The organism is Bacillus sp. FSL K6-1000, assembly GCF_038630785.1.
In the GTDB taxonomy this organism is placed as follows: domain Bacteria; phylum Bacillota; class Bacilli; order Bacillales; family Bacillaceae; genus Bacillus; species Bacillus safensis.
This window is the reverse complement of sequence record NZ_CP152042.1, coordinates 2,802,214-2,819,674: the sequence shown is the minus strand read 5'-3', so window position 1 is coordinate 2,819,674 and position 17,461 is coordinate 2,802,214. Positions and strand designations below refer to the sequence as shown.

23 protein-coding genes are annotated in these 17,461 nt (G+C 41.3%); 22 read left to right on the top strand and 1 reads right to left on the bottom strand.

What is annotated here, in order from left to right; all coding sequences use genetic code 11:
• Positions 1-4 precede the first annotated feature (4 nt).
• Genes MHI46_RS14745 through MHI46_RS14710 form a run of 8 tightly spaced genes read left to right on the top strand, consistent with a single transcriptional unit; the run spans position 5 to position 4,626 of the window.
• Positions 5-928 carry a phage major capsid protein gene (locus MHI46_RS14745; protein WP_260774668.1) on the top strand — a complete coding sequence of 308 codons (924 nt, stop codon included), beginning with the start codon at positions 5-7 and terminating at the stop codon, positions 926-928.
• Between the two features lie 13 nt (positions 929-941).
• Positions 942-1,325 carry a DUF3199 family protein gene (locus MHI46_RS14740; RefSeq protein ID WP_039181000.1) on the top strand — a complete coding sequence of 128 codons (384 nt, stop codon included), beginning with the start codon at positions 942-944 and terminating at the stop codon, positions 1,323-1,325.
• On the top strand, positions 1,322-1,678 hold the full coding sequence (locus MHI46_RS14735) for a YqbH/XkdH family protein (RefSeq protein ID WP_260774666.1): 357 nt from the start codon (positions 1,322-1,324) through the stop codon (positions 1,676-1,678). Before MHI46_RS14740 ends, MHI46_RS14735 begins: the two co-directional genes overlap by 4 nt.
• Entirely contained in the window at positions 1,675-2,172 is a 498-nt protein-coding gene (locus tag MHI46_RS14730) for an HK97 gp10 family phage protein (protein ID WP_260774665.1), read from the top strand. The genes MHI46_RS14735 and MHI46_RS14730 overlap by 4 nt, the downstream gene beginning before the upstream one ends.
• 4 nt (positions 2,173-2,176) lie before the next feature.
• Positions 2,177-2,632 (top strand): hypothetical protein, encoded by a 456-nt coding sequence (locus MHI46_RS14725; RefSeq protein WP_039180991.1) that lies wholly within the window; start codon positions 2,177-2,179, stop codon positions 2,630-2,632.
• Positions 2,619-2,831: a hypothetical protein gene (locus MHI46_RS14720; protein WP_024425900.1), complete on the top strand. Its 213-nt coding sequence runs from the start codon at positions 2,619-2,621 to the stop codon at positions 2,829-2,831. The genes MHI46_RS14725 and MHI46_RS14720 overlap by 14 nt, the downstream gene beginning before the upstream one ends.
• Before the next feature lie 3 nt (positions 2,832-2,834).
• Positions 2,835-4,181, top strand: coding sequence for a phage tail sheath family protein (locus MHI46_RS14715; protein ID WP_260774664.1), 1,347 nt, complete (start codon positions 2,835-2,837; stop codon positions 4,179-4,181).
• Position 4,182: 1 nt separating this feature from the next.
• Positions 4,183-4,626, top strand: a complete 444-nt coding sequence (locus MHI46_RS14710; RefSeq protein ID WP_024423257.1) for a phage tail tube protein — start codon at positions 4,183-4,185, stop codon at positions 4,624-4,626.
• 286 nt (positions 4,627-4,912) lie between these two features.
• Here MHI46_RS14710 and MHI46_RS14705 read toward each other — a convergent pair whose 3' ends face one another.
• Positions 4,913-4,969, bottom strand: coding sequence for a putative holin-like toxin (locus MHI46_RS14705; protein ID WP_231730857.1), 57 nt, complete (start codon positions 4,967-4,969; stop codon positions 4,913-4,915).
• Positions 4,970-5,154: 185 nt separating this feature from the next.
• On the opposite strand from MHI46_RS14705, the gene MHI46_RS14700 reads away from it, so the two are divergent.
• The 14 genes from MHI46_RS14700 to MHI46_RS14635 are packed head-to-tail and all read left to right on the top strand — an operon-like array spanning position 5,155 to position 17,459.
• Complete coding sequence (locus tag MHI46_RS14700; protein WP_012011040.1) at positions 5,155-5,595, top strand: phage portal protein; 441 nt, start codon at positions 5,155-5,157, stop codon at positions 5,593-5,595.
• Between the two features lie 41 nt (positions 5,596-5,636).
• On the top strand, positions 5,637-5,774 hold the full coding sequence (locus MHI46_RS14695; RefSeq protein WP_095285871.1) for a hypothetical protein: 138 nt from the start codon (positions 5,637-5,639) through the stop codon (positions 5,772-5,774).
• Positions 5,775-9,860, top strand: a complete 4,086-nt coding sequence (locus tag MHI46_RS14690) for a transglycosylase SLT domain-containing protein (RefSeq protein WP_260774663.1) — start codon at positions 5,775-5,777, stop codon at positions 9,858-9,860. It abuts the gene before it with no gap.
• Complete coding sequence (locus MHI46_RS14685; RefSeq protein WP_260774662.1) at positions 9,853-10,521, top strand: LysM peptidoglycan-binding domain-containing protein; 669 nt, start codon at positions 9,853-9,855, stop codon at positions 10,519-10,521. Before MHI46_RS14690 ends, MHI46_RS14685 begins: the two co-directional genes overlap by 8 nt.
• An 11-nt stretch (positions 10,522-10,532) precedes the next feature.
• Positions 10,533-11,543 (top strand): hypothetical protein, encoded by a 1,011-nt coding sequence (locus tag MHI46_RS14680; protein WP_041085439.1) that lies wholly within the window; start codon positions 10,533-10,535, stop codon positions 11,541-11,543.
• Positions 11,540-11,806 (top strand): DUF2577 family protein, encoded by a 267-nt coding sequence (locus MHI46_RS14675; protein WP_099663585.1) that lies wholly within the window; start codon positions 11,540-11,542, stop codon positions 11,804-11,806. The genes MHI46_RS14680 and MHI46_RS14675 overlap by 4 nt, the downstream gene beginning before the upstream one ends.
• A gap of 14 nt (positions 11,807-11,820) precedes the next feature.
• Entirely contained in the window at positions 11,821-12,243 is a 423-nt protein-coding gene (locus MHI46_RS14670) for a DUF2634 domain-containing protein (RefSeq protein WP_099663586.1), read from the top strand.
• Positions 12,236-13,285 carry a baseplate J/gp47 family protein gene (locus MHI46_RS14665; protein WP_251181199.1) on the top strand — a complete coding sequence of 350 codons (1,050 nt, stop codon included), beginning with the start codon at positions 12,236-12,238 and terminating at the stop codon, positions 13,283-13,285. Before MHI46_RS14670 ends, MHI46_RS14665 begins: the two co-directional genes overlap by 8 nt.
• Positions 13,269-14,192, top strand: coding sequence for a YmfQ family protein (locus MHI46_RS14660; RefSeq protein ID WP_260774661.1), 924 nt, complete (start codon positions 13,269-13,271; stop codon positions 14,190-14,192). The genes MHI46_RS14665 and MHI46_RS14660 overlap by 17 nt, the downstream gene beginning before the upstream one ends.
• Positions 14,193-14,203: 11 nt before the next feature.
• On the top strand, positions 14,204-14,587 hold the full coding sequence (locus MHI46_RS14655) for a phage tail protein (protein WP_047203992.1): 384 nt from the start codon (positions 14,204-14,206) through the stop codon (positions 14,585-14,587).
• Positions 14,588-14,602: 15 nt separating this feature from the next.
• Positions 14,603-15,481 carry a hypothetical protein gene (locus tag MHI46_RS14650; protein WP_251181198.1) on the top strand — a complete coding sequence of 293 codons (879 nt, stop codon included), beginning with the start codon at positions 14,603-14,605 and terminating at the stop codon, positions 15,479-15,481.
• A gap of 10 nt (positions 15,482-15,491) precedes the next feature.
• Positions 15,492-15,821 carry an XkdW family protein gene (locus MHI46_RS14645; RefSeq protein ID WP_251181197.1) on the top strand — a complete coding sequence of 110 codons (330 nt, stop codon included), beginning with the start codon at positions 15,492-15,494 and terminating at the stop codon, positions 15,819-15,821.
• Positions 15,818-16,027, top strand: coding sequence for an XkdX family protein (locus MHI46_RS14640; protein WP_251181196.1), 210 nt, complete (start codon positions 15,818-15,820; stop codon positions 16,025-16,027). The genes MHI46_RS14645 and MHI46_RS14640 overlap by 4 nt, the downstream gene beginning before the upstream one ends.
• Complete coding sequence (locus MHI46_RS14635; RefSeq protein WP_251181195.1) at positions 15,999-17,459, top strand: hypothetical protein; 1,461 nt, start codon at positions 15,999-16,001, stop codon at positions 17,457-17,459. The genes MHI46_RS14640 and MHI46_RS14635 overlap by 29 nt, the downstream gene beginning before the upstream one ends.
• The last annotated feature ends 2 nt before the right edge of the window (positions 17,460-17,461 follow it).

Genomic DNA, 17,461 nt, shown 5'->3' with positions numbered 1-17,461 from the left:
CAGTGTGAGAAATCAAGAGTTGATTCGCAAGGCCGAAATGACACTTGCCAGCTTAAAAACCGGCGGTCTCATGAACGCAACCCAATCCAACACATTCATTAGAATGATGCAAAATACACCAACCGTTTTAAATGATGCACGTATCATTCCAATGGAAAGTGATTCACAAAAAATCGAAAAAATCGGCTTTGGCCAGCGTATTTTGCGCCCAGCAGAAGAAGGCAAAGCGCTTGATGCGAAAGACCGTGTTGTCCCAGCGACAAGCACTGTCCAGCTAAATGCGAAAGAGGTCATCGCAGAGATCCACATGACCTACGACAGCATTGAAAACAATATTGAGAAAGACGGCATTCAGCAGACGATTATGCAAATGCTCGCTGAACGAGCAGCCGTTGACATTGAAGAGCTCATCGTCAATGGTGATACGACTTCAGCAGATCCATTTCTAGCTCAAATGGATGGCGTGAGAAAACAAGCAGTATCTCATATCGTAGATGCAAATGGAGCGGAAATCAGCCGCCAAATGTTTAAGCAAGCTTATAAAGCAATGCCGTCAAAATATTTACGTGTTCCTCAGGATTTCCGTTTCTACACATCCCCAAGCTTAGAAGTTGAATGGAAGGATCAAGTAGCAAACCGTCAGACGGGCCTTGGAGATGCGGCCATTCAAGGCGGACTTTCTTCTGCATTCGGTGTGCCGGTCAAAGGTCTTGCCAATATGCAGCCATATGACGAAGCGGGAACAGACGTATCAGATATTTTGCTGACACATCCTAAAAATATTATCGTAGGTTTCTCTCGAAATATTCGAATTGAAGTAGAAAAAGATATTCGCAGACGTAAATTTATTATTGTCCTCACAGCGAAGCTAGACAGCAAATTTGAGGAAGAGGATGCTGTAGCAAAAGTGATGAAAGTGAAAGAGTAGGTGACGGCAGACCATGATCATTTCTGCTGAAGAACTGCAGGCCTATTCTGTATTTGATCGTGTGAAAAATCGATCTGTAGAAAGACTGACAGCAGATATTATCGAAGCAGAAGCTGCGGTATTTCAGATCGTAGGTCACGATTTCTCAAGCGAAAAATATCAGCCCCTCCCTGAAAAAGCAAGAATTGCATTATTAAAAATGGCCCAATATTTTGCCATGCTGAATGATGACGAATCTATGATGAAAGGCTTTACGTCAGAGAAAATGGGCGATTATTCATATGCAAAGGCAGCTGATCAAGTGAAAGGCAGACCCTATGTATATGCCCTGCTTGTAGATTACATTGAACCAACATTGACTGCCGGCAGTGCCAAACTAAAGGTGAGATCATTATGAGCTATCAATCTCTATTAACAGATCGCTGTGATCTTTTTCACCTTGAACATAAGGAGTCTACGCGCGGGAAATTTGGAATTCCAGCTGATGATTTACAAATGACACTTTCCTATCCCGATGCTCCCAGCCTGACCGATCTAGCTTGTTATGTCATAGAAAAGAACCAGTCACTTGTGCAAGAAGAGCCGAATACAGTCATTTATCAATCCTATCTTGTCCATTTTCCTTTAGGAAGTGATATTCGCTTGCATGACAAAATGGTGTGGAATGGCGTGTCACTCAAATTACAGCAGCCTAAAAAAGTGAAAAATCATCACATCGAAGTGATGGCAGTCAGGAAGGAAAATCTATGAAAATTGATGGACTTGGACGGCTGATTTCACAACTGCAGACAGCGTGTGATGGCGGCTTAAAGACAGAATACCAAGATTGGCTGGAGGACATGGGCCTACAGTTTTTAGACATCATTCAGGATGAATTAATCAAGGAGAATGCTGTTGATACAGGACGGCTTCTAAGATCCTTTACACAAGGCGACAAGGAGAATCTTTTTTTCCTTTCAAAAGGCGGTCTCACACTTGAAGTGGGAACGCAGCTTGAATATGCCTCCTATGTCAATGACGGACATGCCACTTCTTCAAGTGGAGAGCGAAGATGGGTGCCTGGCAGATGGACTGGCAGCCGCTTTGAATATGATCCGAATGCAAGTACAGGAATGATGCTTGCCTCTCAATGGATTGATGGCAATGGCTACTGGGATCATGCTGTCATGCTCTATGAGCAAATGTTTGAACAGTCGCTGGATCGAAAGCTGCAAAGCTGGTTCGATCGACATTTTGGGAGGTGATGGAATGAATCAAGAAGTCGGGGCAATCATGCATTATATCTACACACACTTTCCTGTGACAATGTATGATCGTCTTTTGCCAGAACGCTTTCAAGTGCCATCTGTTTATGTGCCGCCTGTGACAGTGATCAGTGGTCCAGATACAGTTTCTACCTTTATGAAATCTTATTCGCTGCAAGTGAAAGTCTTTCATATTGATACAGAAAAAGCACATGATGCGGCAGAAACAATCGTTGATGCATTGCTTGCTGATCGTCAAATCATTCAGATGATGAGTGAAGACGGAGAGGTGCTTGATGATTATGTCCGCATAAAAAGAGTGGAAACAAGAATGATAGATCAAGGCGTAGCAGCGATTGTCCTGACATGGGATAGTAGCTATTGGTACAACCGAGACAAACAGGCAAGCCTTGAAGATATCAACTTTTCAGATGGGGTGATCAAACGTGAGCAAGACTAAAAATGCACAGCCCGCTCAAACAGCAGGCGAAGAAAAAGAATTTGGCTTTTCATTTGAAGCCTTAAAGGAGCACAGCAAGGATCTTTTTGGGGTCAAACCAGAAATCCTTGAAGGTGCTCTTTTTTATATCAAACATCAACCAATTACAAAAACAGAAGCGAAAAAGCACATTGATGCTTTTTTGTCCAAGGAGGTTTAAAGGATGAACGGAGGCACATTTACACCAGGTACAGAGAAAAAGCGTCCTGGCATTTACTTTAATTTTAAAACAACAGCAGAGCAGCGAATTACTTTAGGGGATCGAGGTACGGTGGCACTTCCCCTTGTGATGAGTTGGGGAGAGCCAAAAACCTTTATTTCCGTTTCAAATATGGAAGATTTAAATAAAAAGGTTGGACTCAGCATTGAGGAAAAGTCACTTCTTCTTTTCCGTGAAGCAAAGAAAAAAGCGCAAACGGTCTTGCTTTACCGCCTAAATGAAGGAGAGCCGGCCAAAGCCGAAATTGCTGAAAATTTTGTCGTCACAGCAAATTATGGCGGCCAAAAAGGAAATGAGATTACAGTACAAGTCGCAGAAAATGTACTTGATAGCACAAAACGCGATGTTATCACTTATCTTGGAACAGATATTGTGGATAAACAGGTCGTTACCGATGTCAAAGACCTTGTGAAAAACAAATACGTTCAATTTTCTGGTGAAGGTGCAGTCATCATTACAGCTGGTGTGGCACTAAAAGGCGGGAAAAACGGCGTGGCAAGTGTCGCAGATTATACAGCTTTCCTAGAAGCAGCAGAAACAGAATACTTTGATGTCATTGCCCTTCCAGTCAATAATAGTGAGCAATTAAAAGCAACCTTCGCTTCATTTATCGAACGTTTACGTGATAAGCAAGGACGTAAGGTGCAAGGGGTTGTGGCGAATTATGCAGCTGACCAAGAAGGAATCATCAATGTGACAAGCGGTGTTGTACTCGAAGATGGAACAGAACTAACTCCTGCTCAAACAACAGCATGGGTCGCAGGGGCAAGTGCCGGAGCAAACTTTAATCAGTCACTGACCTTTGTTGAATACGAAGGAGCAGTCGATACATTAGAACGCCTTGACAATGATCAAGTAGAATACCGATTATCACAAGGGGAGTTCCTCTTCACCTTTGATGCGAGAGATCGTACCGTGAGTGTTGAAAAAGATATTAACTCCTTGACAAGCTTCACAACTGAAAAGAACCAGCAAATGGCGAAAAACAAAATCATTCGTGTACTTGATGCGATCAACAATGATTTAACATTCGAATTAAAAAATCTGATCAAATTACGCAAAGCCAATGGAAATGACATTCCAGCATCAGATGATGGTGTGCAGCTTGTAAAAACACTGATTACCCAGTATCTCACACAGCTTCAAGATGGCAGCGGCATTACAGGCTTTAATTCAGAAACAGATATCTTGATCGGCCTCAATGAAGATCGTGATGGATTTATCATCGATTTAGCAGTTCAACCAGTAGATGCAGCAGAAAAATTCTATTTCAATGTGGAGGTGAAGTAAGATGGCTTTTAAAGCACAAAATACAATTTCAGGTAAAGAAGGTCGTCTTTTCTTAGAAGGTGAGGAGCTTGCATTTATCAAAACCTTCGAAGCAAACGTGGAGAAAAACAAATCAGAAGTGAACGTCATGGGCCGCCGAATGACTGGTCATAAAACAACGGGAGCAAACGGAACAGGAACGGCAACCTTCTATAAAGTTACGTCCCGTTTCGTTCAATTGATGCTCAATTACGTGAAAAAAGGAGAAGATCCATATTTCACTCTTCAAGCTGTCATTGACGATAAATCATCAGGCCGTGGCACTGAGCGTGTGACATTATTTGATGTCAACTTTGATTCAGCTAAAATCGCTGGATTGGATGTTGATTCAGAGGCGCTTGAAGAAGAAGTTCCTTTCACGTTTGAAGACTTTGATCTTCCTGAGAAGCTGAAGAATACTTTCTAAGAAAAGTGGAGGAAATCAGCTAATTAATTAGCAAATTAAAAACTGAATATGCTATAATGCAGTTGTAATACAGTCGTCTTGAAGCCGTCTAAATTTCGTCTTGCAACGTCTTGTATTCGATTCATTAAAATATGTTTACATGCAAAGCTATTTGCATACAATAAAAAAAGCCAGGATGCTCTAACATCCCGGCAATGTACAATGAGGCCCTCAAAGGGGCTGGCTAATCAATTTAGATAGTTTTAGGATAGACTTCCCCTTCAACCGTTCAAAGCTCAAGGGGAGTCTATTTTTTGTTTATATACGTCAACAAAGTAAGGATAAACATCCCGAATAAAAACATGAGGGAAATCGCTTCAAATGTTGACATATGCATCACCCCCTTCCTATCGGGGATGAGCCAGACGCCCTTGAGCAAGCCATTCAATTGTACAATTAAAATTATACATGAAAAGATTGGAAAGCACATTCAAAAAATGGATGTGCTTTTTTGCATTCAAAAAAACATAACAAAGGGAGTTTTTAAACATGAGTGAAAAACAAACATTTGATCTTTCATTTTTTATGCCAGGACAAACAGTAGAAGCGGAAGAAGTCAAAGTACCGATTTCTAAGCGTTTTGTTGATAAAAAAGGGAATGTCATTCCTTTTGTCTTTAAAGCTATTACAACTGAACGTATTGATGAACTGGAAAAAGAAAACACAACCTTCAAAAATGTCAAAGGCAGAGGACGTGTAAAAGACTTAGATAGCCAGCGCTTCTACGCACGTATTGCAATTGAATCGACGATTTACCCAGATTTCCGTTCAAAGGAATTAAGAGAAGCCTACAGCACACAAGATCCAGTTGAAGTAGCAAAACGTGTCCTGTCAGTTGGCGGTGAATATGCAAACTGGTTAAACAAAGCGATCGAAATCAACGGATTCGAAGATGAAATTGAAGATTTAGAAGAAGCAGCAAAAAACTAATAAAAGATGGGGATAAAGAAGCCGTGTTTTTATATTACGCGATGCACGAACTTCACTACTCCCCATCTGAACTCCTTGATTTATACGAATCACCAAGACCATTCAAAGCATTCCTTTTCGGACTGATCAGCTACAAACTAGACATGTTAGAAAAAGAAGCAAAGAAAGGAGGTAAGTAAATGGCGAAACTTACAGCGCGATTTGAATTAGAAGACCGGGTGTCGAAAAAGCTATTACGCATTCAAAAACGGTTTCAAACGTTTGAGAAGCAGCTCAAACCATTTAGAAAACCGGTGAAAATAAGCCTAGAAATGGATGAAAAGAAGCTGAGAAATCTCACTTTATCGCTCCGGAAAATTTCAGCTGTTTCCATGACGCTGGATCAGGGAATCTATCGTGATCTAAAATCATTAAAAAATCAGTTAAATATGTTACCGAATTATATGGTCATATCCATTCAAGCAAAGGGACTGGATGTCATTAAAACCAGCATAGATCGTTTGAGACAAGTGGGGACAAGTCCCATTATGATGACGTTTAAATTGAACGATCAATTATCAGGTAAAATATCATCAATCAAAAAATCAATCCTTCAGCTCATCAACAGAACGTACTATATGAGATTAAACATGGTTGACCAAGCCACCGCAGCAATTCAACGAATCAAAAAGACACTCAAAAGCTTGACGATGTCCAAACACGAAATCAGAGTGTCAGTTCAAGACAATGCAAAAAGTAAGCTAAAAAAACGAGATCAGGCAGAGTCTGTTGTGAAAGAGAAGAAAGTAAAAAAGCAACCTAATGCAACAGCTGCTACAAAAACGAATGAAAACAAACAGAGCTGGTTGGGGAATTTGGGAAATAAGGCACTAAAAGAAATTGAAAAATATGCAGGTGACGTCTCAGATAAATTGAAAGAAAAATTGAGTCCTAGAAACTTTTGGGATAATAATGCACTCCCTTGGATTGAAACGAAAATCGACGCATACAAGCAAGAAGTGATCGGACGAATTAGTGAGAAGATTAAAATTAATCCTGAGGAGTATTTAGATAAATGGTTTAACAAAGGCTTAGATTTGATCCTTGGCCCGAAAAATCCATCAAGCGAGAACAACAGTAACTCTTCAGCTCAAAGTCAAACGACTGAAGCATCAACAAATCCAACTCCTAATACGCAGCCAAATAAACAAAAAGGAAAAGGTTTGTTTCGTAATAGCTGTTGCCCTTGTTGTGCTCGAGGTTTAAGCAGGCGTGGTTCTAATAGAACTAGAAATAGAAATGGCCGTGCTCAAAGGCAGCCCACAAATCCTACCGCCACTTCTAGAGCTGAAAGAAATAGAAGACCTCCAGGTAGACTAGGAAAACTGAAAACAAATGCAGGTAAGATTTTTGAAAAAATCCCTAGTGGATTGAAGAAAACTACAGGCATCGTAGCCTCCGTTGCGGGACTTGCTGGACTGATGAAAGGTAGCGGCGGGTTAAGTAGTTTAGGCGATTCATTAAAAAATATAGGTAGAGGAAGTAGTAAGTTATTAAAAAGAGTGCCTGTATTGGGGAACTTATTAAGTGCAACAGATTTAATAGGAACAACCAAAGAAAACGTTGGGGAAAAAGTAGGTGGTTTCTCTGGAGGTCTTGCAGGAGGAGTTAGTGGAGCTGCAATTGGTCAAGCTCTAATTCCAATACCATTTGTAGGAGCTGCAATTGGTGGCGTTGCTGGAGGCATGGCTGGCACTTATGGAGGATCAAAATTAGGGGAGATATTTGATACTTCAAAACTTAAAGAGGATATTTCAAACACTTTATTTAATGGCGAATGGTGGAGTGAAAAGTGGGGGAGTGTTAAAACTTCTGCAGAAACATCTTTAGGGAACCTAAGTGAAAAATGGGAAGATATAAAAACTACAGCATCGAATACACTGTTCAATTCAGAATGGTGGGCAGAACAAGCTGGATACGTTACAGGAGTTTTAGAATCTACTGTCTTTAATGGCGAATGGTGGAGTGAAAAATGGGATGCTATTAAGGACTGGACTCAAGAAAAGTGGGATAGTGCGGTCGAAATATGGGATTCTATTAAGGGTAAACTTAGTGAGACCGTTTTTAACGGAGATTGGTGGGGAGAGAAATGGGATAATGTAAAGGACTGGACTCAAGAAAAATGGGATGGTGCAGTCGAAATATGGGATTCTATTAAGGGTAAACTTAGTGAGACTGTTTTTAACGGAGATTGGTGGGGAGAGAAGTGGGATAATGTAAAAAAATGGACCAGAGAAAAATGGGATGGCGCAGTCGACATATGGAATTCGATTAAAAGAAAAGTTCGTGAAACGGTCTTTAACAAAGATTGGTGGGGGGAGAAGTGGGATAACGTAAAAAGTTGGTCAAAAAGTAAATGGGAACAATCAAAAACAATTTGGTCAACTGCAAAAGCAACTATTTCTTCAACTCTATTTAATAAAGACTGGTGGTCAAGAAAGTGGAGTAATGTTCAATCTTGGGGTAAAAATATTTTAGGAGATTCATGGGATTTAATCAAAAGTGAAGGCGCAAAATTCGTTGGTAGGCATATTGTGAAATTTGAAAAAGGTAGAGAAAAAGGGAAAAAGGATTTTAAACCTGATCAAAAAGCCACAGGCGGCTATATCACTCAGCCAACCTTATCATGGGTCGGTGAAGCAGGTAACGAATTTGTTATTCCAACTCAAAATAACCGAGGACGCGGAAAGATGCTGCTTGCACAGGCTGCTTCTCAACTTGGAATGTCTGTTATGCCAAGCGGAGCAGCTGGAAATCAAGTATCAAGCTCTCCAGCTCCTACAGCAGTAGCTGCATCATCTTCTGTCGGTTCAATAGACGGATCGGTCTCGATGACTGGGGACATTCAGGCCTCTAGCATTGGCGAGCAATTTAATGACGATTTTGAACAAGGGTTAAATCGTAAAGTAATTTCCCTTGATCAATGGAAACAAAAGAATATTCAGCAGCCTTTTGGTCAATTGACATCAGACTCAGGAAAGTATGGTCAACAAACGGTTTCAGCCTTTGCAAATGGTCAGCAGATGACACCAACAGGAACAGCCAGCTTCTTGCAAAGTCGTGTAAAAACACCATACCAACAAGTCATGACCGCATCACCAACTTGGGGTTCTGGAACGGTGAGTGGTTTTGCAACAGGCCAAAATGCCACATCAATTGGCACGAGCCAATACGTAGATCAACACATCAAACAACCATTCCTGCAAGCAAAACAAGAATCACCAAGCTGGGGTTCAGGAATGATTGACGCCTTTAACAGCGGTATGCGTTCCAAAGGAAGCGAAGTCACGCAAGCGGCCAAAGAAATGGCGAAGAAAGTAGAACAGGCGTTTAGAGAGGAATTAGACATTCATTCCCCTTCACGCGTCATGATGAGTCTTGGGAAATTTGCATCGATTGGTGTCGTCAAAGGGCTCGACTCAGTTGATGTGAAAAAATTTGCTGAAAATCAGGCTGGTTCATTAATTGGAGCCTTCAGCGGCATGGGAGCTTCAAATCTTAATGTGAAGCAATGGCTCATGGCGGCAATCATGGCAACTGGCACATCTATGAGCTGGCTTCCAGGTCTGATGACCATCGCGCAGCATGAGTCACGTGGAAATCCGAGAGCGATCAACTTATGGGATTCCAACGCCAAAAAGGGAACACCTTCTAAAGGCTTAATGCAAACCATTGGAACGACGTTTAACGCCAATAAAGGCAAGGGCATGAATGACATTTGGAACCCAATTCATAATGCCGTTGCAGCCATTAACTACATTAAGGGCAGATATGGAACAGTCTTCAATACGCCGGGATTACGAAGTATGAGAAGAGGCGGCCCTTATAAAGGCTACGCAAATGGCGGATTGATTACTCAAGAGCAGGTGGCTAGAGTCGGTGAAGGAAACAAACGTGAATGGATTATTCCCGAGGAAAGAGGCATTCGCGGAAGGTATTTATTGACGCAGGCAGCTAAGGCACTTGGGATGCAAGTATATGATCCATCAAATGCATCTGCTCCTTTACCAGAAGCACAGATGCAGCAAGTCACCTCAGCTCAGTCAACAGGCTGTACAACATCATCGTCAGGTAATAAACAAATCACGATTCAATTCAATGGAGATCAGCATTTCCATAATGGACAAGATCAGCAATCGCTAGTTGAAAAAATTAAACAAATGCTTGTAGATGAACTTGAAGTAGAGCTTCATACAGGAACGAAGGGGGTCGTGATTGATGGGTAAATCAGTGTATCAATTGTGGATTTCCCAAGGAAAGGACAAGTTACGATTCCCTGTCCTTCCATCCGAACTCGAAATCACAAATAACGTACAAAATGAAACGGTAAAGGTCGCTTCTTTTGGAGAACTGACCTTTATTGACGTACCATCGGCTAAACAAGTATCATTCACCTCATTATTTCCTAAGAAATATACGCCGATTGCTGAATATAAAGGCATTCCATCACCAGAGAATGCAATTGCGAAAATTGAACGAATGATGCGTTCTAAGAAATCCGTGCGATTGATTGTAACTGGGACAAAAATCAACATGACGTGCAGCATTGAAAGCTTCACCCACAAGGAAGGGTCATATGATATTGGAGATCGTGAATTTACGATCGAGTTAAAGGAATATAAAACTGCATCGCCTAGGAAAATCAAACGAAAGAAAAAAGCAAAACAAACGAAAAAGAAACGGCCTTCAAAAACACCACCAAAAATGTACACCGTCAAAAAAGGGGATACGCTATGGGCCATTTCTGGCAGGTTTTATGGCGACAGTACAAAATGGCGGCGTATTTGGAATGCCAATAAGTTAGCGATGATTAAACGTAGCAGACGTAATATTAAGCAGCCGGGGCATTGGATTTTCCCTGGACAAAGGTTAAAAATACCACAATAGGGGGGCTGGCATTGATCGAGCTTTTTGCCATCAGAAGCGGCACCATGTATGAGCTTGTCACAGAGAGTGTGACACTTCAGGGGCAAAGGTATCAAGCCCCTCGCTCAATTCAGGCAAATATTATCACAAAGCAAGGCAGTCAAACTTATTACCGTGTCTCGGAAGGGGACACGGTTCTTTTTAAATGGAAAGGAAAAGAGCTTTTTAGAGGCATCGTTTTTTCCCGGACACCTGTTGAAGGGAAGATGACTTTTACCGCATACGATATGCTTCAATATTTGGTGAAAAACCAAGATGTCTATGTTTTTTCAAATCAAAGAGCAGATCAAATCTTAAGGCGGATTGGAGCTGACTTTCAAATTCCAATGACCTCCATCGCCAATACAGGACATGTCATCAAATCACTAGTCTTTAAAAATGATACGAGCCTGTATGACATGATATTGAAAGCATTGAAAGAAACGAAGCGGCAGACGGGAAGAAACTATCAAATCTATTCTGCTAAAGGCAAGATGGGGCTGAGAGCCTGGCCTGATCCAGAGGACGTATGGGTCATTGAATCAGGCGTCAATCTCATCAGCTATCAATACAGCACCTCGATTGAAGAGACAGCCACTCGTGTTAAGATGCGTACGTCTGCTGATGAACAGGGGAAAAATAAGAAAAAAGGCAGTAAATCCGAGATTGTGGTGATCGAACAGGATAAAGCCGGTCAGAATAAATACGGTATTTTACAGCATGTTGAGACAGTCACGGGGCAAATTAACCAGCCGCAGCTGCAAAAGAGAGCAAAAGTACGGCTGGCAGAGAAAAAAGGCGTCAAACAAGAAGTCAAAAGCATCCAAGCGCTAGGAATTCCTGAGCTGCAAAGCGGTCTCCCAATCTATTTGAAAATTCCTGAAATCAACGTAAAAAAAACTTACTGGATCGATCAAGACAAACATGAATTCAGTGGGGTGAAACACACCATGACAATTGATGTTGTTGAGAAAAATTCAATGCCAAAGGGTGATCAAGCGTGAGATTAAGTGAAGCGATTAAACGATTGGCAGTGAATGCAGTAGACGCAGAATCTCCAATCGATCTTGTAATTGGAGAAGTCACGGCAGTTTCCCCGCTGAGCATCCGATTAAATGAGAATCATAAGCTGACCATTCCAGAAGAATTACTGATTTGGCCGAAGCGCTTAAATAAGGGTGAGGATGATGAGCTGAAAAGAGGAGACAGTATTATGGTGCTTGCAATGGCAGGAGGGCAGTCCTTTTACATCATCGACAAATTGTAAGGGAGGTGATGAACGTGGCACTTTCACCAGAGGAAGAAATCGAGGAAATAGAAGAAGATGAAGAGGTCGAAACCTCGACGACGTATCGAATAAATTTTGAAACTGGCAGACTGACAGGCGAAACCATTTCAGGTATTGAAGCAATCCGGCAATTTATTTATATGACACTTAGGACAGAGCGATATGCACATCCTATCTACAGCCACGACATTGGCACAGAAATTCAGGAGCTGTTGACGGATACAGAAGCCACGGATGAATACAAAGAAATGGAGATTCCAAGGCTGCTAGAGGAGGCACTGCTCGTTGACGAGCGGATTGATCATATTGAAGAGTTAGAGGTCACAAAGCAAAATGACTCGTTTCATGTCAAATTAGCTATTGTCACAGATGAGGGAACATTAGAAATAGAGGAGGTGATGGAGGGCGATGTTTGAGGAACAGACGTACGAAGCATTAATGGAAAGAATGCTGGACAGACTGCCAGATGATATAGATAAAAGAGAAAACAGCGTGATTTGGAATGCCTTGGCACCTGCTGCTGCTGAACTGGCCCAATCCTATATTTGGCTTGATCAAGTGTTTGAGCTGGTCTTTGCAGATACAGCACAAGGAGAGTTTCTAGATCGGCGGGCTGCTGAAGTAGGAATTGAAAGAAAACCAGCCACTAAAGCGGTTTGGTCAGCGGCCATTCAGCCAGAAAATATCAATATTCCAGATGGCTCACGTTTTTTTATTGAAGACGTTTATTTCCAATATTCGAAGGATGGCACGCTAGAATGCGAGACACCTGGTAAAGCAGGCAATGTTCAATTAACAGATCAGCCGCTGCTGTCACTTGATACAATTCCAGGACTTGAATCGATTACGATGAAAGAACTGGTAATACCTGGTCAAGAGGAGGAAGATGACGCTTCATTATACGATCGATATTTAATACGTGCGAGGCGAGAGGCTGTCAGTGCCAACAGGGCGCATTATAAAAAATGGGCTGAGGAAGTAGCCGGTGTTGGCAGAGCGAAAGTGTTCCCGCTTTGGAACGGAGAAGGGACGGTCAAAATTGTCATCACAGATGGCAATCTAGATGTTGCATCAGACCTTCTTGTCAAAAGGGTACAGGAATATATCGACCCAGTGCCAGGTGAAGGTGAAGGACAAGCGCCTATCGGTTCAAAAGCAACCGTTGAAAGCGCCAAATGGCTGGATATCGACATAGAAGTGGCTGTCGAACTTCAAATGGACTGGACCCTTGAAGGAGCTCAGAAAGAAATAGAAGAAAAGGTCAAGACGTTGTTGAAATCAATCGCATTTGAAAAGAGTACCATTCGAATGTCCGCCTTAAATGATATTCTGTATCATTCAGAAAGTGTGTCAGATTATGCAGATGTGTTATTGAATGGCGAGTCGAAAAACTTAGTATTACAGGACATTGAGATTCCGCGTCTTAGGCAGGTGAAGGTTATTGAGCAAACAGGATGAAATGAAAAACTATTTGCCGCCATATTTTACAGAAATTTATGAAGTGGATCACCTGCTCAAGACAGAGGCACCGGAATTTGAGCAATTGGACGAATCCATTTTCGATTTAACGGATCAGTTCTTTCCTTTAACAGCGACATGGGGATTGAATAGATGGGAAAGGATGCTGAAGGTGCAGCGGGAATCAGATGATTCAATTGAACTGCGCAGGGCACGCTTACTCAATATGATGTCTAATATTCCGCCAATCACGTATCTTTCATTAGAGAAATCAGTGAATCGCTTTCTCAAGAATCCAAGTGCTGTCATCCGTCTCACAACAAATCGCTATCACTTCGCCTTACGTGTGAACCTTGATGATCTGCAAAACACGAGATATATTGTAGAAATTCTTGAAATGTTAAAGCCTGCTCACTTGGCTTATACGTTCACGGCTTTTCATCATACCGACGTACATGAAAAAAATGATCATCACGTGAGGCTCACACTGCGAAGCAGGGTGGGTTTTTTCGATCATATCCCGATTTTACTCAATGGTGAATTTGTCTTAAATGGTACGTTTTATCTCAGTGGAACACGAGGTACAACGGATGTGCCTGCTCGTTTTCGGCATTCATTAAACATGAGACTGCGGCTTCAACATCAGTCAGGAACAGCACAGCGCATGAACTATGTCATGACTGGAGCGGTACATGAAACGAAGCAAGGAGCGGCATTGACTTTACGCACAAAAAATCATCTTCAGCATCAAACCAAAAAGAAGATGACATTCCGTCTGCCAGTACATGTCCAAACTGAGCAGGGTGGAAGCTTACTAATCAAGGACCATTACTGGATTCTTGATGGATCTGTTCCGCTGGACGGATCAAAAATGCTCGCAGCAACTTCTAAAAAAATAGATTTATAAGGAGGATCACAATGGCTGATCAATTAACCGTAACAACACTGTATGCACGTCAACAAATGGCAAAGGCAAGAGCAGAAGGAACAAAACTCACAAAAGTCGTCAAAATGGCATTTGGAAATGGGGGAACGAAGGATGGAAAACCGATCTCTCTCGACGGTACCGAACAAGCACTTAAAAAGGAACTAGTCCAAAAAAATATTGATTCATTTACCTTCATGGAACCAGCAAAAATTCGCTACACCTGCACAATCGCCGAAGGAGAACTGGCAGGAGAAGTGATCAACGAACTAGCACTAGTCGACGAAGACGGCAAATTCACCGCCATCCGCACCATGACAGACAAACAAAAAGACGGCGACATCGAATTCGTTTTTGAGATTGATGATATTTATTAATGGAGGAGAAATGAAGTGGACATAAAATCACCTTTACCGTTTGAAACCACTGACAAAGCCCATGCCAACTTGTTTAACCAGATGGTCGACACACTTGTAGAGAATGATCATGCGCTGAGTAAACAAATTGCAGGGATCACAAATGAAAGCTTTTTCAAGCTAACAGGGGATCAAGCCATTCAAGATGCGACAATCAGCGGCGAGGAATATCCAATTGGGATTACGTTTATGGATATTGGTCAAGCCAATGATACGGGATATCCTACAAGATACGGTTTTGTGAAGAATGAAAAATATAGTAATTTTCGATTTCTTCAATATTACTATGGGACTGGAAACGAGGTAGGCAGTTATTTTGATAGTACGGGAGTTTGGTGCAGGCATTGGTGGACGGGATCAGGTTGGACAGATTGGCATAAGCTCTCTGGCTTTCTTCATACGAACATTGGTACAACTGGGAAACAGTTGCTCAATAATGCTGAACGACAAAAAATCCTATTTAATCGAAAAATAAAAGATAGTCACAATAATTTTGATATAAAAAATAGTCGTTTTATTTGTCGGGAAAATGGAATGTACTTAGTAAATGCTGGAGTCTATATTGAGACGGTTCAAATGTATGCAAATTTTGAGCTGTCTATCTTTTTAAATGGTAAAAATTTTAAAAATATATCACATTATAGACATCTCCCTGCTACACCCTCTGAAACTGCAAAACTTGATATAGGTTTATATGGGGCAGCGAATGTGCCGGCGAGTAAAGGAGATTACGTTGAAATCTACATGTATATAGGATATGCGGGAAATTCCGATCGTTATATATCTGATAATTCAGGTTGGTACAACTATTTCGATATTACAGAATTAGGCGGCCGGAATTTTTCGAGAGTGTAGGAGGGTTCTGATGATTTTATATGAAGCCATTAAGTATAAATACCCTGATGCGGACCCGCAAAAGGATTTTGAACTAAGAAATGACGGCGATGGTTCGTATATAAATGAGTGGTATCTAGACGTGCCAAAGCCAACGATAAAAGAATTGACAAAATGGTGGAAGGAATCCCAAATCAATCCGAGGTATCAACCCCCTCTTCCACTAGATTATTTAGCGCAAGAAGTAGCAAAAGAAAAGCTGATGAGAAAACAGCTTGAACATCAATGTGTTCTTCTAACAAACGAACTAAATGCGCTAAAAAATGAGATCCTTTTCATTAAAGGAGAGAGTGAAACATGAATTATTGGGTGATGGCATTATATTTTCAATGGGCGACACCCGAAATGGTCAAACAAGCCATTGAAATAGGAGATTGTTCAATGGAAGAAATGAATGAGGGATATCAGCAGCACTTGCTGACTTTAGAGCAATTAAAAGAAATTGACTCAAACTTTTTGAAAGAAGGAGTAGATCGCAATGGAGATAAAAAATCCAAAGTCATTTGAAATTAGCGACAAGGCCCATGCTGATTTATTCAATGACATGGTGAAGGTATTGATTGAAAATGATACAGGACTATTTGAACAGCTTGTGAATCACATTGATGACACCAAGCCGCATGCATCTGAGGCAGAGAAAAAGAAATGGAATGAATCGCAACTATATAAGATCACAGCTGATGACGGTAGACATTTAATTGCGGTTCCAGCTGACGGAAGTATTTTTAATGCGATCAAAGACAAAGGAATGTGTACCTTTGTCGCTTATCCAGGTGTAGAAGATTCCCCTGCACCTAGTAACGCCTATTTAAGAGGAATACAAACTGTGGGACAAAACAACATCGGGACTGGGTTTGCAGTAGACACATCAGGTAATGCATATTACTTTTACTATGGTTCTAGTCATATTTCAATTATCTGGACGCAGCTTCCGACAGTTGCCGAAAGGAATAAATGGAACAACGGTCAACTTTATAAGCTTACTGAAAATAATGGTAAGCCTATTTATAAAGGGGTAAGTGAGATCACAGATTACAACGAGATAACTGAAACCGGCCTTTATCTTATCTATAACAAGGGAGTAAACGGGCCTCCATCAATAAATGGAGCCTTTATGATCGTGATCAGCTATGCGAGTACCCTGCTACAAACTATATACGATACAGCAGGACGTAAATCATACTACAGAATTAAAAAAACAAATTCTCAATGGACTGAATGGACACGTGTCCTTACTGAGGAAGATTTATCCCAGAGCGAGAAAAATAAATGGAACAACGGTCAACTGTCAAAAATTACAGAAGATAACGGGATACCCCTCATATACGTTAGGGACACGAGCGAAAGCATCCTAGATAAAATCATTGATAAAGGTTTGGGGATGGGTACGTTTTACGCAGTGTCCAACTCAAAAGATTTGCCGGTGGCGGCAAGATCAATTAGAGGCACCTACCACATAACCGATACAACTAATGGTAAAGGGTCATTTGGCTGGGTGTATGCAACTGATTTTGCCAATGTGACCTATCATAACTATCTAAACAATGGTAGTTGGAGAGGATGGAAACGAATCATTACTGATGCCGATTCTAAACTCGATTGGAAGTTCCCCACAATTGGCAATGGTTGGAAAACCTATAATTCAAATGTAAACAATGATTATAGGGTGCGTGTCGCAAAAGATGCGATGGGAACTGTTTATGTTAGGGGAGCAATTTCCGGAGGAACAGTGGGTGATGTACCTGCCTTTACGTTACCAGAAGGATGTGAACCACCTTTTCCTCACTATAATCTTGGAGTTGCATCAAGTACCGGTGGTTTTAAAGGACCGCAATATAGTAGACAATATATCGCACCGGATGGCCGATTTATTATACAAGACACATCCAGCAATAATGAGTTCATTGTTGTGAATTGCATGTTTAAAGCAAAGGAGTGAAT